Source organism: Sorangium sp. So ce1335 (assembly GCF_051521615.1).
GTDB lineage: Bacteria > Myxococcota_A > Polyangia > Polyangiales > Polyangiaceae > Sorangium.
In genome coordinates this window covers 3,181,247-3,199,933 of the sequence record NZ_CP150363.1, presented here as the reverse complement: position 1 = coordinate 3,199,933, position 18,687 = coordinate 3,181,247, and the positions used below count along the sequence as shown (strand labels likewise).

11 protein-coding genes are annotated in these 18,687 nt (G+C 75.4%); 4 read left to right on the top strand and 7 right to left on the bottom strand.

The annotated features are described in order from the left end of the window. Positions 1 to 37: 37 nt before the first annotated feature. From WMF24_RS11985 to WMF24_RS11970, 4 genes are all read right to left on the bottom strand, one after another. Entirely contained in the window at positions 38 to 652 is a 615-nt protein-coding gene (locus WMF24_RS11985; RefSeq protein ID WP_437736528.1) for an HMA2 domain-containing protein, read from the bottom strand. Next, a complete protein-coding gene (locus WMF24_RS11980; protein ID WP_437736527.1) occupies positions 649 to 933 on the bottom strand; it encodes a hypothetical protein in 285 nt (94 codons plus the stop codon). Before WMF24_RS11980 ends, WMF24_RS11985 begins: the two co-directional genes overlap by 4 nt. Then, entirely contained in the window at positions 930 to 4,160 is a 3,231-nt protein-coding gene (locus WMF24_RS11975; protein ID WP_437736526.1) for an HAD-IC family P-type ATPase, read from the bottom strand. Before WMF24_RS11975 ends, WMF24_RS11980 begins: the two co-directional genes overlap by 4 nt. 108 nt (positions 4,161 to 4,268) lie before the next feature. Next, the gene (locus WMF24_RS11970; RefSeq protein WP_437736525.1) at positions 4,269 to 5,438 is read right to left on the bottom strand and encodes a polyprenyl synthetase family protein; all 1,170 of its coding nucleotides are present in this window, start codon (positions 5,436 to 5,438) and stop codon (positions 4,269 to 4,271) included. A gap of 305 nt (positions 5,439 to 5,743) precedes the next feature. Here WMF24_RS11970 and WMF24_RS11965 point away from each other — a divergent pair, with 305 nt between their 5' ends. The 4 genes from WMF24_RS11965 (at position 5,744) to WMF24_RS11950 (ending at position 12,394) form a co-directional block, all read left to right on the top strand. Continuing rightward, on the top strand, positions 5,744 to 6,136 hold the full coding sequence (locus tag WMF24_RS11965) for a hypothetical protein (RefSeq protein ID WP_437738795.1): 393 nt from the start codon (positions 5,744 to 5,746) through the stop codon (positions 6,134 to 6,136). A gap of 399 nt (positions 6,137 to 6,535) precedes the next feature. Continuing rightward, positions 6,536 to 7,804 carry a TolC family protein gene (locus tag WMF24_RS11960; RefSeq protein ID WP_437736524.1) on the top strand — a complete coding sequence of 423 codons (1,269 nt, stop codon included), beginning with the start codon at positions 6,536 to 6,538 and terminating at the stop codon, positions 7,802 to 7,804. Further along, positions 7,801 to 9,162 (top strand): efflux RND transporter periplasmic adaptor subunit, encoded by a 1,362-nt coding sequence (locus WMF24_RS11955; RefSeq protein WP_437736523.1) that lies wholly within the window; start codon positions 7,801 to 7,803, stop codon positions 9,160 to 9,162. The genes WMF24_RS11960 and WMF24_RS11955 overlap by 4 nt, the downstream gene beginning before the upstream one ends. A gap of 16 nt (positions 9,163 to 9,178) precedes the next feature. After that, complete coding sequence (locus WMF24_RS11950; RefSeq protein ID WP_437736522.1) at positions 9,179 to 12,394, top strand: efflux RND transporter permease subunit; 3,216 nt, start codon at positions 9,179 to 9,181, stop codon at positions 12,392 to 12,394. A gap of 72 nt (positions 12,395 to 12,466) precedes the next feature. Here the strand turns inward: WMF24_RS11950 and tsaA are convergent, their stop codons facing one another. From tsaA to treY, 3 genes are all read right to left on the bottom strand, one after another. After that, complete coding sequence (gene tsaA / locus WMF24_RS11945) at positions 12,467 to 13,267, bottom strand: tRNA (N6-threonylcarbamoyladenosine(37)-N6)-methyltransferase TrmO (protein ID WP_437736521.1); 801 nt, start codon at positions 13,265 to 13,267, stop codon at positions 12,467 to 12,469. A gap of 93 nt (positions 13,268 to 13,360) precedes the next feature. Beyond that, positions 13,361 to 15,190, bottom strand: a complete 1,830-nt coding sequence (gene treZ, locus WMF24_RS11940; protein WP_437736520.1) for a malto-oligosyltrehalose trehalohydrolase — start codon at positions 15,188 to 15,190, stop codon at positions 13,361 to 13,363. A 1-nt stretch (position 15,191) separates the two neighbouring features. Continuing rightward, the gene (gene treY / locus WMF24_RS11935) at positions 15,192 to 18,401 is read right to left on the bottom strand and encodes a malto-oligosyltrehalose synthase (protein WP_437736519.1); all 3,210 of its coding nucleotides are present in this window, start codon (positions 18,399 to 18,401) and stop codon (positions 15,192 to 15,194) included. Positions 18,402 to 18,687 lie beyond the last annotated feature (286 nt).

Below are 18,687 nucleotides of genomic sequence, written 5' to 3'. Positions count from 1 at the left end.
GGCCGCGGGGTGACGCCAGCCGGGCGACGCGCCTGAGCTACAGCTCGCCGCGAGGCGGGCACGCCCCGCCGGGTCCGCCGCCCGGGGCTGCCGGCGCGCCCGGTACGCCGCCGGCGGCGCTGCGCAGCTCCTCCGACACCGCCCCGGGGTTGAACGTCATGAACCACCGGAGCGACCACCAGAGCAGGTTGAACCACGCCGGCGCAGGCAGCCGGCGCGTCACGCCGACCTCGGCGAGCCCCGCCGTCGCGAACACGACCGGCAAGAGCGTCCCGAGATCCGCGCGGTAGCCCAGCGCCTCGCGCACGTCCGCGTTGATCCCGGCGAACGCGTGCGCGAGCGCGCGGGCGACGCGCGTCGGGCCAGGGTGGGCGTCGGGAGACGGCGTGGCGAGCAGGTGACCCTCGTCGTCCCGCGCCTCGCCAACAAGCTCGGCGAGGCGGCCGCAGAGCCGCTCGGGATCGAGGCCGCCGTCGAGGCGCTCGACGACCACCGAGCCCGTGGCCGGGCGCACGGTCACGACCTCGCAGACGGGGTCGGCCGCGAGCTGCTCGGCGACGCGCTCGCACGCGCCGCGGTGGCCGGCCAGCGCGGGCGCGCGCAGGCGGACGCGCCGCTCCAGGGCGTGGGCGACGACCACCGGCGCCCTCATGACGACGGCTCGTCGTGGAGCGCCGAGGCGCCGTTGCTCTTGCGCGGCGCGCGCTCGCGGCGCGCCGCGCCCCGGGTCCGGTGCCGCGCGCGCTCGGCGACCTCGGCCCAGAGATCCTCGGCGTGCTCCCGCTGCCGCTCGACGAGGGCGAGGCCGAGCTTGCCCAGGTGGAGCCCGAGCGCCGCGATCTCGACGACGACGGGCCGGAGGTGCTGCTTCTTGCTCATCAGGAGGACGGCGCTGCCGACCCCCAGCGCGAACGATGGTGGATGAAACCTCATGGTGCCGGATCTCCCTCGCGCGCGGCGTCGTCGTCGGCGATGACGTCGCGCGCGGCGTTGACGACGATCACGATGTCGCGGCCGGCGCCCGCGAAGGGCCCCGGCCGGCGGCGGAGCAGCGAGGGCAGCGCGCCCGCGGCGACGGACAGCGCGAGCTCCCCGCCGCGGAGGCGCGTCGCCCCCAGCAGGCCGCCGAGGGAACGGGAGCCGAGCGCGAGCGCCTGGAGCGCGGCGGTCGCGGCGAGCGCGCGGGCCACGTGCGGGTTGTCCCCGCGAGGCGCGGGCCCGGGCGCGCCGTCCGCGGCGCCCGCGCGGCAGGCCATGATGTGGAGGAGCTGCGCGGTCACGAGCGCGGTGAACGCCCGCGTGCCCGCGGCGGCGCGGCCGCCGAGCGCGTACGCCGCGAGGGAGGCGCCGGACATCAGGGCCGCGTCCGCGCCCAGCGCGCGGACGTCGCGCGGGCCGAACAGCCGCGCCCGGTGGTCGCGCGGGGGGCGCTGCATGACGCCCGGCTCGGCCGGCTCGAGCGCGAGCGCGAGCGCGGGCGCGACGTCGGTGAGCAGGTTGATCCAGAGGAGCTGCAGCGGGGTGAGCGGCGAGGCGCCTGCCAGGGAGCCGGCCAGCATCGCGAGGACCTCGCTCGCGTTCGTGGCGACGAAGTACGCGATCGCGCGGCGGACGTTGTCGTGGAGCCGCCGCCCCTCGCGGACCGCCTCGGTGACGCTCGGCAGGTCGTCCTCGGCGAGGACCACGTCGGCCACGGCGCGCGCGATGTCGGTGCCGCGCTTGCCCATGGCCACGCCGACGTCGGCCGCCTTGAGCGCGGGGCCGTCGTTCACGCCGTCGCCGGTCATCGCCACGATCTCGCCGCGCCGCTGGAGCGCCCGCACGATGTCGAGCTTGGCCTCGGGCGTGACCCGGCTGTGCACGGCGTCCTCGGGGATGCCGAGCTCGGCGCCGATCGCGCGCGCGGTCCGCTCCTGGTCGCCCGTGAGCATCAGGGTGCGGATGCCCGCGCCGGAGAGCGCCGCGAGCGCCTCGCGCACGCCGGGGCGCGGCGGGTCGCGGAGCCCGACGAGGCCTGCGAGCTCGAGCGGGGCGTCGTTGTCGGGGCGGCCGTTCTGCCGCCACGCGAGGGCGAGCACGCGCAGGCCGCGCGCGGCCATCTCGTCGTTGATCCGGAGCACGTCGCCGCGCGCGTCGCCGAGCGCGTCGCAGCGCGCGACGACCTGCTCGGGCGCGCCCTTCACGAGCTCGATGTGCCCGAGCTCCGGGTGGTCGTGGACCGTCACCATGAACGCGCGCTCGGCCGAGCGGCGCTCCTCGCTCACGCGCCGCGCCGCGAGGCGCCGCGCCGAGACGGGGTAGCCGGCGGCGAGCGCGAACTCGACGAGGGCGCGCTCGGTGCCGCTGCCCTGGACGACCTTGCCCACGTCGCTCAGCTCGACGTCGGCGTTGAGCGCGGCGATGCGCGCGAGCGCGTGCACGGGCCCGGCGGCGACGTCGACCTCGCGCCCGTCCTCGCCGATCAGCGCGACCTGGGCGGGGCCGCCGTGCTCGACCCGGAGGACGCCCTCGCCGGGGAGGAAGATCTCGGCGACGCGCATCCGGTTCTCGGTGAGCGTGCCGGTCTTGTCGGCGCAGACGACGCTGACGGCGCCGAGCGTCTCGGCCGCGGCGAGGCGGCGGATCACGATGCCGCGGCCGCGCAGGCGGCGGCTCGCGAGCGCGAGCGCGGTGGTGCCCACGGCGGGGAGCCCCTCGGGGATGGCCGCGACGCCGAGGGCGACGGCGCTGCGCGCGAGCGCGCGGAGCGGCCTCCGCCGGGCGAGGCCGACCACCACGACCGCCGACGAGCTCGCGAGCGCGAAGGCCGCGAGGCGCCGGCCTATCCAGGCGAGCTCCTGCTCGATCGGCGGGGTGCGCTCGCCCTCGCGGGAGAGCGCGCGCTGGATGTCGCCGAGCGCTGTCCGCCGGCCCGTGGCGACGACGATCGCCGTGCCCTCGCCCGAGGCGATCGTGGTGCCCGCGTACACCATGCTGCGGCGGTCGGCGAGCGGCGCGCCCGCGTCGACCCGCGCCGGGCCCTTCTCGGCGGGCTCGCTCTCGCCGGTCAGCGTGCTCTCGTCGGCGGCGAGCTCGCGCGCCGCGACGACCCGGGCGTCCGCCGCGACGGGCTCGCCGGCGCGCAGCGCGAGGACGTCGCCCGGCACGATGTCCGAGGCGGCGAGGCGCTGCTCGCGGCCGTCGCGCACGGCGCGCGCCCACCCGACCTGGAGGTCGCCCCACGCGTGCAGGAGCTCCTCGGCCCGGGACTCGCTGTACGTGCCGACCACGACGTTCGCGCCGACGACGAGGAGGACGGCGCCCGCGTCGATCACGTCGCCGAGCGAGAGCGACAGGCCCGCCGCGCCGAGGAGCAGCGCGGTGGGCACTGTAAAAATCTGCTGTGCGAGGATATCGAGCGTCGAGCGGGTCGCGACGCCCGCGAGCTCGTTCGGGCCGACGTCGCGGAGGCGGCGCTGCGCCTCGGCGGCGCCGAGCCCCGCGCGCGGGTCGACGCCGAGGGCGCGGGCGACCTCGCTCGCGTCCTCGGCGTGGGCGCGGTCGGCGGCGGCGAGGAGGTCTTCCCCTTCGCGACGGCCGGGCCGCGCCGGCTCCCGCTCTACGGGCGGCGCCGGCATCCGCTCTACGGGCCGCGCCGGCATCCGCTCTACGGCCCGCGCAGGCTCCGGTCCCCCGGCCCGCGCAGGCTCCGGTCCCCCGGCCCGCGCAGGCCGCGCGCCCTCGCCCGCTGTGCCCTCGCCCGCCTCCCCCTCGCGGCGCGCGCGTCGGCCCGCCGCGCGGACGAGCGCGCCGACGCCCTCGGCCACGGCGCGCGCGGCGCGGCGCGCGGAGGGCGGCGGCGGGGCGCCCGCCTCGGCGTGGGCGCCGAGCGCGGCGTCGACCGCCTCCGCCGCGTCTCGCTGCAGCAGCACGAGCACCCGCCCGGTCCGCGCGCTCGCCCGCACCTCCAGGACGCCGGGCATCGCGGCGAGATCCCGCTCGATGCGCGCGGCGCGCGCAGCGTCCCCGAAGAGCCCGGCGACCTCCACGCGCACCCGGGCGATCCCCGCGCGCCCGTGCAGATCGCGCCCACGCGGGCCGCGGAGCCCCCCGGCGACGCCTCCGCCGCTGCCCCTGCCCCCGCCGTGACGGCCGATCCAGCCCGTGCCCGAACGCTCCATGATCCTCCGCGCTGGGCCGGGGACCAATTCAAAGGTCGAGCCAGCGCCGATGTGCGGTCGGGCCACATCGCCCTGCCGGGGCGGGCGCGGCGGCGCGCGCGGGCCGCGTCAGCCGTAGCTCTGCTTCAGCAGCTCGATCTCGCGCTCGAGCTCGACGACAGGCGACGCGCTGCCGACCGCGGCCCGGAGCGCTGCCAGCGCGCCGCCGAGGTGGCGCGCGACGCGGACCCGGCCGGTCGCCCCGACCCGCTCGCGGAGCATCTCGGCGACCGCCCGGAGATCGCGCTCGTCCTCGGCCAGGCAGAGCCGCCGCTGCGCCTCCGCGAACGCCCGCGGCTCGACCAGCTCGGCGAGCCACGCCCACGGCCACGTCGAGCGGCGGTGGCGCAGATCCTCGAGCCCCTTGTCGGCGCGGGCGCTGGAGGTGATGCCGCCGAGGTCGTCGAGCATCTGCAGCCCCACGCCGACGTCGCGGCAGCACCGCGCGACGCGCCGAACGAGCGGCGCCCCGGCGCGCGCGGCGCGGGCGCCGACGTAGCCGCAGAAGCCCATCAGGCTGCCGGTCTTGAGCCGCGTGATGCTCGCCACGACGCCGGGCACGAGCGGCTGCGCCAGCTCGGCGACGCGCACCGTGAGGTCGAGCGCCTGCCCCTCGTGGCAGCGCATGAGCGTGCGGCCGAGGCGGCGGTAGATCGCGAGCCGGGCCGCGGCGCCGAGGGGCGCGCGGCCGAGCAGGTCGAGCGCCCAGAAATACATCCAGTTGCCCGTGTTGATCGCGAGCGGCACCCCGCAAACGCGATGCAGCGCCGGCGCGCCGCGCCGCGCCGCGGAGTCGTCCTGGACATCGTCGACGATGAGCGAGCCCGCGTGGAGGATCTCCACGACCAGCGGCAGCTCGTCGGGGAGCTCGGCGGGGTCGCCGCCGCCGAGGGCCCAGCCGATCGCCACGAGCCGGGCGCGGAAGTCCTTGCCCGGGCGCTGCAGGAAGTCGCGCGCCGGGCCGACGAGCGCCTTGCCCCACAGCGCGTCCGGCAGCCCCGAGGGGAGCGCGCCGGGCGCCGCGCCGAGCGCCCGCTCGAGGGCGCGGGTCAGGGGCGTCTCGCGCCGGCGCGCCTCCGCGGCGAGGCCATTGAGCCGCCGCTCGCCTTCGGGCCGCCGCTCGCCTTCGGGCCGCCGCTCGCCTTCGGGCCGCCGCTCGCCTTCGGGCCGCCGCTCGCCTTCGGGCGGCTCGTCGCGAGGGTGGGTTGCACGACGAAGGCTCGACCGCGGCTCGCTCATGGATCCATCGCTCTCGGCAGACCGGGGGACACGGCGCTGCGCCCGCCTCGCGCACGGCGCCGTCGCGTTCCGTTGACCACGCGCGCACAGCATCCATCGACTGAACCGGGAGCGCCAGGGCCGCTCCCCGGGCGCGGGCCCGCGTCGTTGCAGCGCGGGGCTTCGCCGCCATCGCCGACGCCGCCAGCAACCGGCGCGCGTGCGCGTGCGCATCGACGATGGCGGGCGCCGCGCCGTGGAGACCACCGAGCGCCGCGAGCTTCCGCCTTGACGCCCCGCGGTGGGGCGCCCCATCCTTGACGGGCATGTTCCGCGTCCGGCCCGCGCAGCGACGGCGTGGCCAGCTCCTCCGCTGGCTCGGCGCGGCCCTGTCGGTCCTGCTCGTCATCGGCCTGCTCGGCCAGGGACACACGTTCCAGACGCTCGGCATCGCCGTCGCCTGTACGCACCCGGCGGCGCCCGCCTTCGCGGACGCTGAGGACGACGGCGGCAGCCACGACGGATCGCACAGCGACTGCCCCCCGGACTGCCACGACTGCGCCTGCGGCCACGTCCCCATGACGCTGCCGCGCGTCGAGCCGCCGCTGCTTTCCTCGCTGCTCGCCGCGTACGAGCTCGAGGATCTCGCCCCGCCGGTGATGCCGGGGCGCGCCGCGCTCGACCGCCTCGAGAGACCACCGCGCCAGCCGCGCGCCTGAGGCCCCGGGTCGGGAGAGGCGCTCCGCGCCGGAACGCGCGCCACCGCGTGCCGCGCGCCACCGCGTGCCGCGCGCCACCGCGTGCCGCGCGCCACCGCGTGCCGCGCGCCACCGCGTGCCGCGCGCCACCGCGTGCCGCGCGCCACCGCGTGCCGCGCGCCACCGCGTGCCGCGCGCACCGCGTGCCGCGCGCACCGCGTGCCGCGCGCACCGCGTGTCGCGCACGGCGTGCCGCGCCGCGCGTGAGGCGCTCACGAGGCTCCGCGCACGGCGTGTGGCGCCGCGCGTGAGGCGCGCACGAGGCGCCGCGCGCTGCGTGGACAGCGCGCCACGCCTCCCCTGACGACCGGGATTCATGCGGCTCTTGCGCGAGCGCTGTGCGCTCGGGGTTGCCCGGCCATGTCCCTTTCTCCTGCGCGTGCTCTGTCGATCATCGCTCCGTTCGTCGTCCTCTCCGCCGTCGTCCTCCCGGGACCAGCCCTCGCCGCCGAGGCGCCGCTCACCCGCGCCCGCGTCGTCGAGCTGGCCCGCGCCTCGCCGGCCTCCCGCGTCGCCGCGGCCGAGGTCGCCGTCGCGCGCGCCACCGCCGGCGCGTCCGGCGCGCTGTCGCTCGAGAACCCCGTCCTGGCCGGCGCGGGCGGCGTCCGCCTCAACCCCGACGGGAGCCGGCCGGCGGCGGCGATGGCGTCGCTGTCCTGGCCGGTCGACCTCGGCGGCCAGCGCGGGGCCCGGATCGACGCCGCCGAGGCCGAGCTGCGCGCCGCGGAGAGCGCCGCCGAGGACGGCCGGCGCGGCCTCGTGCTCGCGGCGCTGCTCCAGCACGCCCTGGTGCTCCGCGACGAGCGGCACGTCGCGCTCGCGCGGGCGCGGCTCGCGCTCGGCGACCGGCTCCTCGCCGCGGCGGCGCGGCGGCGCAAGGCGGGCGAGGCGCCCGAGGTCGACGTGGCGCTGGCGTCGCTGCAGCGCGGCCGCGACGCGGCGGCCGAGGCGGCCGCGAGGGGCACGCGCGACGCAAATCTGGCCGCGCTGCGGGTGCTGCTCGGGCTCCCCGCCGCGGCCGACCCGGAGCGGGGGCACGAGCGGGGGCCCATGCAGGGCCCGCTCGTCCCGCCGGACGAGCCGCCGCCGCTCGCGGCGCTGCTCGAGGCGCTCGAGCAGCGCACGGACCTGCGCGCCGCCGCGGCGTCGCTCGACGCGGCCCGGGCGAGGTCGGCGCGGGAGCAAGCCGCGCGGTGGCCGACGGTCACCGTCACGGCCCAGTACGAGCGCGACGACGGCGCCAACATCGGGATGCTCGGGCTGGCCGTGCCGCTGCCCCTCCTCAACGCGAACCGGTCCGGCGCGGCGACGGCGGCCGCCGAGGTGGACGTCGCCGCGGCCCGGAGCGGCGCCGCGCGCGCGGCCGCGGCCGGCAAGGTCCAGGAGCTCCACGCGCGCTACGTGGCGACGAGGCGCGCGCTCGAGGCGCTGACGCCAGCGGCCGCCCTGGGCGAGAAGGCGGCCGCGCTCGCGGCGCGCGGCTACGAGCTCGGCGAGAACGACCTGCCGAGCGTCCTGCTCGTGCGCCGCGAGGCGCTCGAGACGCAGGCGGCGCTGCTCGACGCGGAGCACGCCCACGCGGCCGCGAAGATCGAGCTGCTCGTCGCCGCAGGGAGGATGCCCCTATGAGCAGCAACAGCGGAAAATTCGAGCTCACGCGGAAGGGCGTCGCGGCGCTCGCCGCCGGCGCGCTCGCGCTCGTCGGCGCGGCCGTGGGGGCCACCGTGCTCGTCGAGCACCGCCTGCACGGCCACGGCGCGGGCGCGGGCGCGGCGCACGACCACGACGCCCACGCACACGGAGAGGAAGGCCGCGAGCACGGGCAGGACCGGGGGCACGGCCACGGGGAAGATGACGGGCACGGGCGCGGGGAGGATCACGGGGACACCGCGGGTCATCCCCACGGCGAGCACGGCGCGCACGGCGACGAGCACGCCGGGGGGAGGCTCAGGCTGTCGCCGGCGATGATCGAGAACGCCGGGATCGAGCTCCTGACCGCCGGGCCGGGCAAGGTCGCCGTCACCCTGCGGCTGCCCGGCGAGATCGCGCTCAACGCCGAGGGCGTCGCGCACGTGACGCCGCGCGTGCCCGGCGCGGCGCGGGAGGTCAAGAAGCAGCTCGGCGACGCGGTGAAGAAGGGCGACGTGCTCGCCGTGCTCGACAGCCGCGAGCTCGCCGAGCTCCAGCGCGAGCTGCTCGCGGCGAAGGAGCGCCTCACCCTCGCCGAGGCGAGCTTCGCGCGGCAGGACGCGCTCTGGAAGGAGCAGATCTCCGCCGAGAAGGAGTACCTCGAGGCGAAGCAGGCCGTCGCGGAGGCCCGGATCGAGCACCGGAGCGCGGCGCAGAAGCTCGGCGCCGCCGCGGGCGCCGGCGGCGGCAAGGGCGGCGGCTACGCGCTGGTCGCGCCGATCGACGGGACGATCATCGAGAAGCACATCGCGGTCGGGGAGGTGCTCAAGGAGGACACGCAGGTGTTCGTGATCGCGGACCTGTCCACCGTCTGGGTCAACGTGACCGTGTACGCGAAGGATCTGCGCCGCGTGCGCGTCGGCCAGGCCGCGTGGGTCACGGCCGAGGGGGCGCCGGCGCCGGCCCGGGGGACGGTGACGTACCTCGGGCACGTGCTCGATGAGGGGAACCGCTCGGCCAGCGCCCGCGTCGAGCTCCGCGAGCCGGACAAGGGCTTCCGGCCGGGGCTGTTCGCGACCGTGGACGTGAGCGTCGAGGAGGTGGACGCGCCGGTGGTCGTCTCGGACGAGGCCATCCAGCGCGTCGACGGCGAGGACGTCGTCTTCGTCCAGGAGGGCGACGCCTTCGAGGCGCGGCCCGTGAAGGTCGGCCGCCGGGGGGCCGCGGACCCCGCCGGGCAGGGCGCGCGCGTCGTGGAGATCGCGGCGGGCCTGTCGGCGGGCGAGCGCTACGTGGGCAAGAACAGCTTCGTCCTCAAGGCAGAGCTCGGGAAGCCCGAGGGCGGCCACGCGCACTGAGGGGCGCCGCACGACCATGATGACGCTGCTCTCGCGCCTCCTCGCCTTCTCGGTCCGGCACCGCTTCCTCGTCGTCGCGCTCACGCTCGCGGCGGGGGCGCTCGGCGCCTACAACTTCACCCGCCTGCCGATCGACGCGGTCCCGGACATCACCAACGTCCAGGTGCAGATCAACACGCAGGTGCAGGCGCTCTCGCCCGTCGAGGTCGAGCGCCGGATCACCTTCCCCGTCGAGCACGCGATGGGCGGGCTGCCGCGCGTCGAGGAGGTCCGCTCGCTGTCGCGGTACGGCCTCTCGCAGGTCACCGTCATCTTCGAGGACGGGACCGACATCTACTGGGCGCGGCAGCTCGTCGCCGAGCGGCTCGCCGCCGCGCGGGAGAGCCTGCCCGAGGGGCTCGGCGCGCCGCAGCTCGGCCCGATCGCGACGGGGCTCGGCGAGATCTACATGTGGACCGTCGAGGCGGCGCCCGACGCGCGGAAGCCCGACGGCACGCCGTACGACCTGACCGACCTCAGGACGCTCCAGGACTGGGTCGTCCGGCCCCAGCTCCGGACGGTGCAGGGCGTGACGGAGGTCAACTCCATCGGCGGCCACGAGCGGCTCTACCAGATCGCGCCCGACCCGGCGAAGCTCGTCGGCTACGGGCTGTCGTTCCGCGACGTGCTCGACGCCGTCGCGGCGAACAACGCGAACGCGGGCGGCGGCTACATCGAGCACCGGGGCGAGCAGTACCTCATCCGCACGACGGGCCTCGTCAGGGGCGAGGACGACCTGCGCGGCATCGTCGTGGGCCACCACGGCGGGGCGCCGATCCGCGTCGAGGACGTCGCCGAGGTGGGCGTCGGCCGGGAGCTGCGCACGGGCGCCGCCACCGAGGACGGCGAGGAGGCGGTGATCGGCACCGCGATCATGCTGATCGGCGAGAACAGCCGCGCCGTGTCCCGCCGCGTCGACGAGCAGATGGCGACGATCAACCGGTCGATGCCGCCGGGGGTGTCGGTCAAGACGATCTACGACCGCACCTACCTCGTCGAGGCGACGCTGAGCACGGTGCGCAGCAGCCTGCTGGAGGGCGCCGCGCTCGTCGTGGCGGTGCTGTTCCTGCTGCTCGGCAACTTCAGGGCGGCGCTCATCGCCGCGCTCGCGATCCCGTTCTCGATGCTGATCGCCGTCACCGGCATGGTCGAGGGCGAGATCAGCGGCAACCTGATGAGCCTCGGCGCCATCGACTTCGGCCTCATCGTCGACGGGTCAGTGATCATCGTCGAGAACTGCGTGCGGCGCTTCGCCGAGGAGCAGCGCCGGCTCGGGCGGGCGCTGACGCAGGACGAGCGGGTCGCCCTCGCCTACGAGGCGTCGCAGGAGGTCCGCAAGGCGACGATCTTCGGCGAGATCATCATCGCGATCGTCTACCTGCCCATCCTCACGCTCACCGGGATCGAGGGGAAGATGTTCCGCCCGATGGCGCAGACCGTCGTGCTCGCGCTCGCGGCCGCCACGATCCTCTCGATGACGTTCATCCCCGCGCTCGTGGCGCTGCTCCTCACGGGCAAGGTGTCGGAGCGGGAGAGCGCGGCCTTCGGCTGGGCGAAGCGCGCTTACGAGCGCGCGCTCCGCTGGGCGCTCGCCAACCGGCCCGCCGTGCTCGGCGCCGCCGGCCTCGCGCTCGCGGCCTCGGGGCTCGTCGCGGCGCGCCTCGGGAGCGAGTTCGCGCCGAAGCTCAGCGAGGGGGCGCTGGCGCTCCAGCCGGCGCGGATCCCGTCGATCAGCCTGACCACGAGCGTCGCCATGCAGGCGCAGCTCGAGCGCGTCCTCAAGGAGCGGTTCCCGGACGAGATCGAGCACGTCTTCGCCCGCACCGGGACGGCCGAGGTCGCGACCGATCCCATGGGGCCGAACGTCTCCGACACGTACCTGATGCTCCGGCCGCGGAGCGCGTGGACGAAGGCGTCGACGCAGGAGGAGCTCGCCGAGGCGATCGAGGAGGTGATCCGCGAGGTGCCGGGGCAGAGCTACGAGTTCAGCCAGCCGATCGAGCTGCGCTTCAACGAGCTGATCAGCGGCGTGCGCAGCGACGTCGCCGTGAAGGTCTTCGGCGACGACCTCGACGTCATGCTCCGGGAGGCCCGGCGCGTGGGGGCGATCCTCGCGGCGACGCCGGGGGCGGCGGACGTCAAGGTGGAGCAGGTCACCGGGCTGCCCGTGCTCACGATCGACGTGGACCGCGCCGCTGTCGCCCGGTACGGGCTCAACGTCGCCGACGTGCAGGCGGTCGTCGAGACCGCGATCGGCGGCGTGAGCGCGGGCGAGGTGGTCGAGGGGGACAGGCGGTTCGACATCGTCGTGCGCCTGCCCGACGCGGTCCGCCGCGACGTGGACGCGCTGGCGAAGCTGCCGATCCCGCTCCGCGCCGGGAGGGAGCGGCCGGAGGGGCCCACGAGCCCGGAGGCCGCCGCGGCGGCGGGGCACCGGGCGGCGTTCGTGCCGCTCGACGCGGTGGCGAACATCTCGCTCGAGGAGGGGCCGAACCAGGTGAGCCGCGAGGACGGCAAGCGCCGCGTCGTCGTGCAGTGCAACGTGCGCGGGCGGGATCTCGGCGGGTTCGTGGCGGACGCAGAGGCGCGGATCGACGCGGAGGTGAAGCTGCCGTCAGGCTACTGGATGGCCTGGGGGGGCCAGTTCGAGAACCTGATCGCGGCGCGGGAGCGGCTCGCGCTGGTGGTGCCCGTCGCGCTCGGGCTGATCTTCGCGCTGCTGTTCCTGTCGTTCGGCGCGGTGAGGAACGCGGCGCTCATCTTCACGGGCGTGCCGCTCGCGTTGACCGGCGGCATCGCGGCGCTGTGGGCCCGGGGGCTCCCGATCTCGATCTCGGCGGCGATCGGGTTCATCGCCCTCTCGGGGGTCGCCGTGCTGAACGGGCTCGTGATGGTGACGTTCATCGAGAACCTGCGGCAAGGCGGCGCCTCGCTCGACGACGCCGTGCTCGAGGGCTCGGTGTCGCGGCTCCGCCCGGTGCTGATGACGGCGCTCGTGGCCGCGCTCGGCTTCGTGCCGATGGCGCTCGCCACGGGCACCGGATCCGAGGTGCAGCGCCCGCTGGCGACGGTGGTCATCGGCGGGGTGCTCTCCTCGACCGTGCTCACCCTGCTCGTGCTGCCGGTCCTCTACCGGCTGTTCCACCGGAAGGGTGATCCGGCCCGCGCCGACGAAGCGGCGACGAGCCCGTGAGCGCCGCGCCTCGAGGCCCGCTCCTGCGCAGGAGACCCTCATGATCGATGGCGGCGCGGCGCTCGCGCCGCGCTAGCCGCGGCCGAACCGCTCCACGAACTGCCGGTGCGCCGCGAGCTCGGGTGCGTCTCCGCCCCAGAGCTCCTTCTCCCGGTAGCCGGTCGAAACGGACAGCACCTCGATGCGCCGCCCCTCGGCCCGGAACCGCACCCGCCACGAGGTGACGGCGAGGCGCATGGCGTCGCCGTCGGCGCGGATCCGCCGGTAGGGGTGCGGCTGCGGGCCGAGCGCGAGCACGCGGTCGACGCGCTCCCGCAGCGCGACCCCGTGCGCCGCGTCGAGCCACGCGGCCTGCTCGGCCGCGCGCTCGCTCCAGACCACCTCGAAGCCCGGCTCCGGGTCGGCCGGCGCCTCGCCCGGCCCGAGCGGCGCGACCCAGCCGGTGCGCGCGTGCGGGTACGCGTCGGCGTAAGGCACGTACGGCTTCAGATCGAGCACCGGCGTGCCGTCGATCATGTCCACGCCGCTGACGCGCAGCGAGAGGCCGTCCACGGCGAGGAGCTTGACGACGCTGAGGCCGATCGGGTTCGGGCGGTGCGGCGAGCGCGTCGACAGCACGCCGCGCCGCTTGCCGGCGCTCCGCGGCGGCAGGACCTTCGGGCGCCAGCCCTCGTTGAGGTGGAACCAGAAGACGACCCAGAGGTAGTCCCACCCCTCGATGTCGCAGAGCGCGTGCTCCAGCCCGCGGCCGGGCACGAGCTCGATCGTCCCCTCCGCGCCGGCCGCCGCGTGCGGCTGCCGCGGCGCGCTCACCCGATCGGGGAACGGCGTGCGCACGACGCCGATGGGCGTGAACGTGACGGGCTTCAGCATCACGGCAGCGACGTAATCGATGCGGGCGGTGGGGTCACGGGGTCGACGCGAACTGCGCGAGCGACGTGACCAGCGCGACCCCTGCGGCGGGCGTCACGCGCGCGGCACCTCGACGATCAGCACCGCCGGCCCCTCGAACGCCGCCCGGCCGCGCTCGAGCGGGATCCGCTGCGCCGCCCCGCCGAACCGCGGCTCCTCGCTGAACGCGAGCGCCCGCGCCTCCGGGCGGCCGAGGTCGACGTCGAGCGCGCCGCGCAGCGCGACGAGGGCGATCACGGTCGTCTCGCCGCCGCGGCGCTCGATGCGGACCGCGTTGTCCGAGATCGCCTCGGCCGAGAAGTCGCCCCGCCCGCGGCGCCGCAGCGCGGGGTGCGCGGCGCGCAGGCCGAGCAGCTCGCGGTACCACGCGAGGACGCCGGCGTGCTCCGGCCGCTGCCGCTCGCTCCAGTCGAGCTTCGACCGCTGGAACGTCCGCGGATCCTGGGGATCCGGGACCTCCGCGCCGCTGAACGACGAGAAGTACTGGAACTCGCGCCGCCGGCCCTCGGTGACGAGCCGGCCGAGCTCGGGGTTGTGATCGGTGAAGTACTGGAACGGCGTCCGCGCGTTCCACTCCTGCCCCATGAACAGCAGCGGCGTGTACGGCGTGATCAGGAGCAGCGCCGACATCGTCCGGAAGGCCGCCGCCGTCACCGTCTCGCCGAGCCGATCGCCGAGCGCGCGGTTCCCGATCTGGTCGTGGTTCTGGATGCAGTGCACGAAGCGCGGCGGCGGCACCGGCTCGGCCGGCGTCCCCCGCGGCTTGCCCGCGTGCTTCGAGACCTGCCCCTCGTAGAGCCACCCCTTGCGGATCGTCGCCGCGATGTCCTCCGCCGTGCCCTCGTGGTCCTCGAAGTAGCCGTCGCGATCGCCGGCGAAGCAGACGCGGAGCTCGTGGTGGAAGTCGTCCGCCCACACGCCGTCGAGGCCGTGGCCGCCCTGCTCCACGGGCGCCACGAGGCGCGTGTCGTTCAGGCTGTCCTCGGCGATCACCACGACGCGCCGGCCCCCGCCGGCCGCCCGCGCGCGCTCGGCGATCTCGCGGAGGATGTGCGGCTCGGTGTCGTCGAGGATCGCGTGGGTCGCGTCGAGGCGGAGGCCGTCGATGTGGAAGTCGCGGATCCACATCTCCGCGTTCGAGATCGCGAGCGCGCGCACCTGCTCGGCCCCCTCGCCGTCGTAGTTCACCGCGTCGCCCCACGGCGTCTTGTGGCGCTCGGTGAAGTAGCGCTTCGTGTAGGCGCGCAGGTAGTTCCCGTCGGGGCCGAAGTGGTTGTAGACGCAGTCGAGGATCACGCCGAGCCCCGCGGCGTGCGCCGCGTCGACGAGGCGGCGGAGCCCCGCCGGGCCGCCGTAGGCCGCGGACGGCGCGAAGAGATCGACGCCGTCGTACCCCCACCCGCGCTCGCCCGGGAAGCTCGCGACGGGCATGATCTCGATCGCCGTGATCCCGAGCTCCCGCAGCTCGGCGAGGCGCGGGATGAGCGCGTCGAACGTGCCCTCCGCGGTCGCCGTGCCGACGTGCACCTCGTAGAGGACGAGATCCTCGAGCGCCACGCCCTTCCACCCCGCGTCGGTCCACGCGAACGACGGGTCGTCGACGGCGGACGGCCCGTGCACGCCGAACGGCTGCGCGCGCGCGTACGGGTCGGGGAACGGCCCCTCGCCGTCGATCCTCACCTTGTAGAGCGCGCCCGCGCCGAGGCCGGGCGCCGTCGCCTCGAAGGTGCCGCCGCCGGTCGGGGTCGCCGGCAGCGCGCCGGTGACCTCCTCGCCGTCCTCGCCGTAGGTGACGATCTCGACGCGATCGTGATCGGGCGCCCAGACGCGGAAGCGGACCGCGTCGCCCTCGATCCACGCGCCCATGGTGCGAATCGCTTTCATGTCACTGACCTCGCTGTGGCGCCCGCACGAGCAGGGCGACCGGGAAATCGGAGAGCACGCGGTCGAGCGGGAGCGCCGCGCCGCCCTTCGGATCGGACGTCGGGGCCGCGTCGCGCGGCGAGGAAGCGGGCGCCGACGCCTCGATCTCGGCGCCGGTGAAGAGGTCCTTGTAGAGGCCGGGCTCCACGTCCACGGAGGTGCCCGCCCACACCTTGCCGATCGGCGGGGCGACGGCGCCGCCGAGCAGCCGCGCGCTGAACCGGGGCGCGATCACGACGAGCGCGCGCGCGTTCGACGTGTCCGCCTCGACGCGGCGCGAGAAGGCGACGACGTGCGCCTCGCGCTCGCCGGTCACGGCGCGCGGCGCGTAGGCCCCGTCGGCGCCGAAGAGCGCCGGGCAGCGCCGGCGCAGATCGAGCGCGACGTGCGTGACGAAGAGCTTGATGCGGCCGTCGCGCGCCTCGGCGCAGAGCTCGCGCGCGAGCGCGGCGTCGCCGCCGTTCCACCGCGAGCGGACCTCCGCGAGCGCCTTCTCGCGCGCCGCGTAGTCGACAGCACGGCGGTTGTCGGGGTCGACGAGGCTGAAGTCCCACACCTCGTTGCCCTGGTAGATGTCGGGCACGCCAGGGGACGTGAGCTTGAGGAGCGTCTGCGAGAGAGACCCCCACATGCCGTGGTACGCGACGACGCGCGCGAGCGGCAGGAGCGCGCCCATCACCTGCGCCGACGCGATCGCCTTGCGCACGAACGCCTCGACGGCGGCGTCGTACTCGGGCTGCGCGTCGATCCACGACGTGTTGACCTTCGCCTCCTTCGTGGCCTTGCGCATGTAGTCGACGAGCCGCCCGGTGTAGGCCTCGAGCGCGTCGCCCTCGGGCGCGCGCGCCGCCTCGGGCGCGCCGAGCAGCGCCTCGATCGGCAGGCTGCCGAGGAGCGTCTGGTAGAAGAAGTACTCCTCGTTGCTGTCCGGCGCGACGCGCCCCTCGATCTCGGCCTTGAGCGGCGCGGCGGCGGCGGCGGCGCGGTGGAGCGCCTCCTCCCAGGCCGACGGCAGCTCGGAGAGCACGCTGATGCGCGCCCGCACGTCCTCGCTGCGCTTCGTGTCGTGCGTCGACGTCGCGAGCATCGAGCAGGGCCACGTCTTCTGCCGCTGCACGTTGCCGCGGTGGAACGCGAGCACGCTGGCCCCGTAGCGCTCGGGCTCGCCGCCGACCTCGTTGAGCGAGACGAGCCGGTTGTAGATGTAGAATGACGTGTCCTCGAGCCCCTTGGCCATCACCGGCCCGGTGAGCTGCTGGAACTTCATCACGAAGTCGCAGAAGAGGTGCCGGTCCTCCTCGCGGAACAGGTCGGTGCCGTCGAGCATCAGGACCGAGCGCACGAACGTGAAGATCGAGGCCTCCATCGTCGGGTTGCGCCGGCGCGCGAGGGCCACGGCGCGGCCGATCGCGACCCGGTCGTGATCGGAGATCGTCGGCGTCCGCTCGTTGGCGTACGTGCGGTACACCGGGAAGCACGCGATCACCTCGCGCAGCGCGTCGTTGAGCGAGCCCAGGGTGAAGTCGCGGAAGCGGCGGTCGCGCTCGGTGAGCCGGTTCAGCGCGTGGGTGAGCACGTTGAGCTCGCTCGCGAGCGCCGTCCGCAGGATGACCTTCTTCTTCTCGTAGACGAGCGTCTCGAACTCGATCTGGTCGCCGATGAACCGCTCGTAGATCGACGTCATCGCCGCCTCGCTCGACGCGTCGACGAAGAGCTCGGCCACGGCCGCGGTGAAGTCGTACCCGCTGGTCCCGTGGATGGGCCAGGCCTCGGGCAGCGTCTCGCCGCGGGCGAGGATCTTCTCGACCACGACGTACATCGGCCGCGCGAGGCGCGAGGCGCCCCCCTCGCCCTCGCGCATGCGCTCCCTGAGCGCCGCGCGGAGCGCCGGCTCCAGCCTGGCGAAGCGGGCCTCGGGGCGGCGGCGCGGGTCGAGGAGGCTCCGCGGCTCGGGCTCGCTCGCGGCCTCGGCGAGGAAGCGGCGGCGGCAGCGCTCGATGAGGTAGCCCTGCTGCAGATCCTCGAAGTAGCCGATCGGATTCCAGAGGCCGTCGGGGTGGTCGATGCGCAGCCCGGTGACCTGGCCCCGCTCGCAGAGCTCGAAGACGAGCCGGTGCGCCTCGGCGAACACCGGCCGGTGCTCCATCCGGATCGCCGCGAGGTCGTTGATGTCGAAGAACCGGCGGTAGTTGATCTCCTCGGCGGCGGTGCGCCAGAAGCTCAGCCGGTAGGCCTGCTCCGCGATCAGCGCCTCCAGCGGGTCGAAGCTCCGCGGGTCGCCGACCTTGCCGTTGATGCGCTCGACCCCCTCGGCCACCGCGGACGCGACCTCGGGCGAGTCCGCAACGAGCGTGGCGAGCCGCCGCTTCAGGATCTCCTTCTCGCGCCGCCGCTCGATCACCTTGGCGCGCTGCGTCTCGGTCCGCGGCGGCAGGTTGCGCAGCCCGGTCAGGATGCTCTGGAGCTCGAGGAGCGCGTCGTGCTCCTCGCCGAGCGCGGCGGTGAGCCCGGGCACGAGCGGGCCGATGATCATCCCGTACGTCCGCGGGTTCACCGGGAAGACGTGATCGAAGTAGCGGAGGACGAACGCGCCGTTCTCGAACGTGATCTTGAGCTCGCCGCGCTCGAGCACGCGCCCGTAGTGATCGCCGAGCACCGGGAGCAGCACCATGTTCCTGAGCTCCGTCTTGAGCGGCGCCCAGTCGATGTCGAAGAACGCCGCGTACAGCGAGCTCGGGCCGTTCTCGAGGACGTCGTTCCACCAGGCGTTGTCGGACGTGCCGACGCCCATGTGGTTGGGCACGAAGTCGAGCAGGAGGCCCATGCCGTGCTCCGCGAGCGCGCCGGTGAGCCGATCGAGGTCGCCGCGGTCGCCGATCTCGGGGTTCAGCGTGTTGTGATCGACGAGATCGTAGCCGTGGAGGCTCCCGGCGCGCGCCTTGAAGAAGGGCGAGGTGTAGAGATCGCTGACGCCGAGCGCGTCGAGGTAAGCGACGACGCGGCGCGCCTGCTCGAAGGTGAAGTCCTTGTTGAGCTGCACGCGGTACGTCGCGCGCGGCAGCCGCGGCGCCGCGCCCTCGCACGCCGCCTCGACGAGCCGCGCCACCGTCGCCTGCTGCGCGGCGCTGTCTGCCTGGCCGCTCATCTTCTGATCGTCCGACGCTTCCGTCATTCGTCGTGTGCCTCCGCGGCAGAATCTACTTCGAACGAGCCTTGGTGAAGGAGGGTATTTGCCAGGATCGTCGCGAGATCCTGTCGCGCCGACTCGGCGCACGAAGGGAGAACCTGAGGGACATAGGGAATCACAGCAGAGGCGCGCCCAGCGCCGCCCGGACGCGCGCTGAGCGCATGGAAATCGTCACGAACCTTCAAATCGGTTTGCCGGCGCAGGCTCCGGCGGGAGTGTGGCTTTTCGTCTCAATCGATGCCCTGACTGGGCATGGCGGAGCCACGCTGAG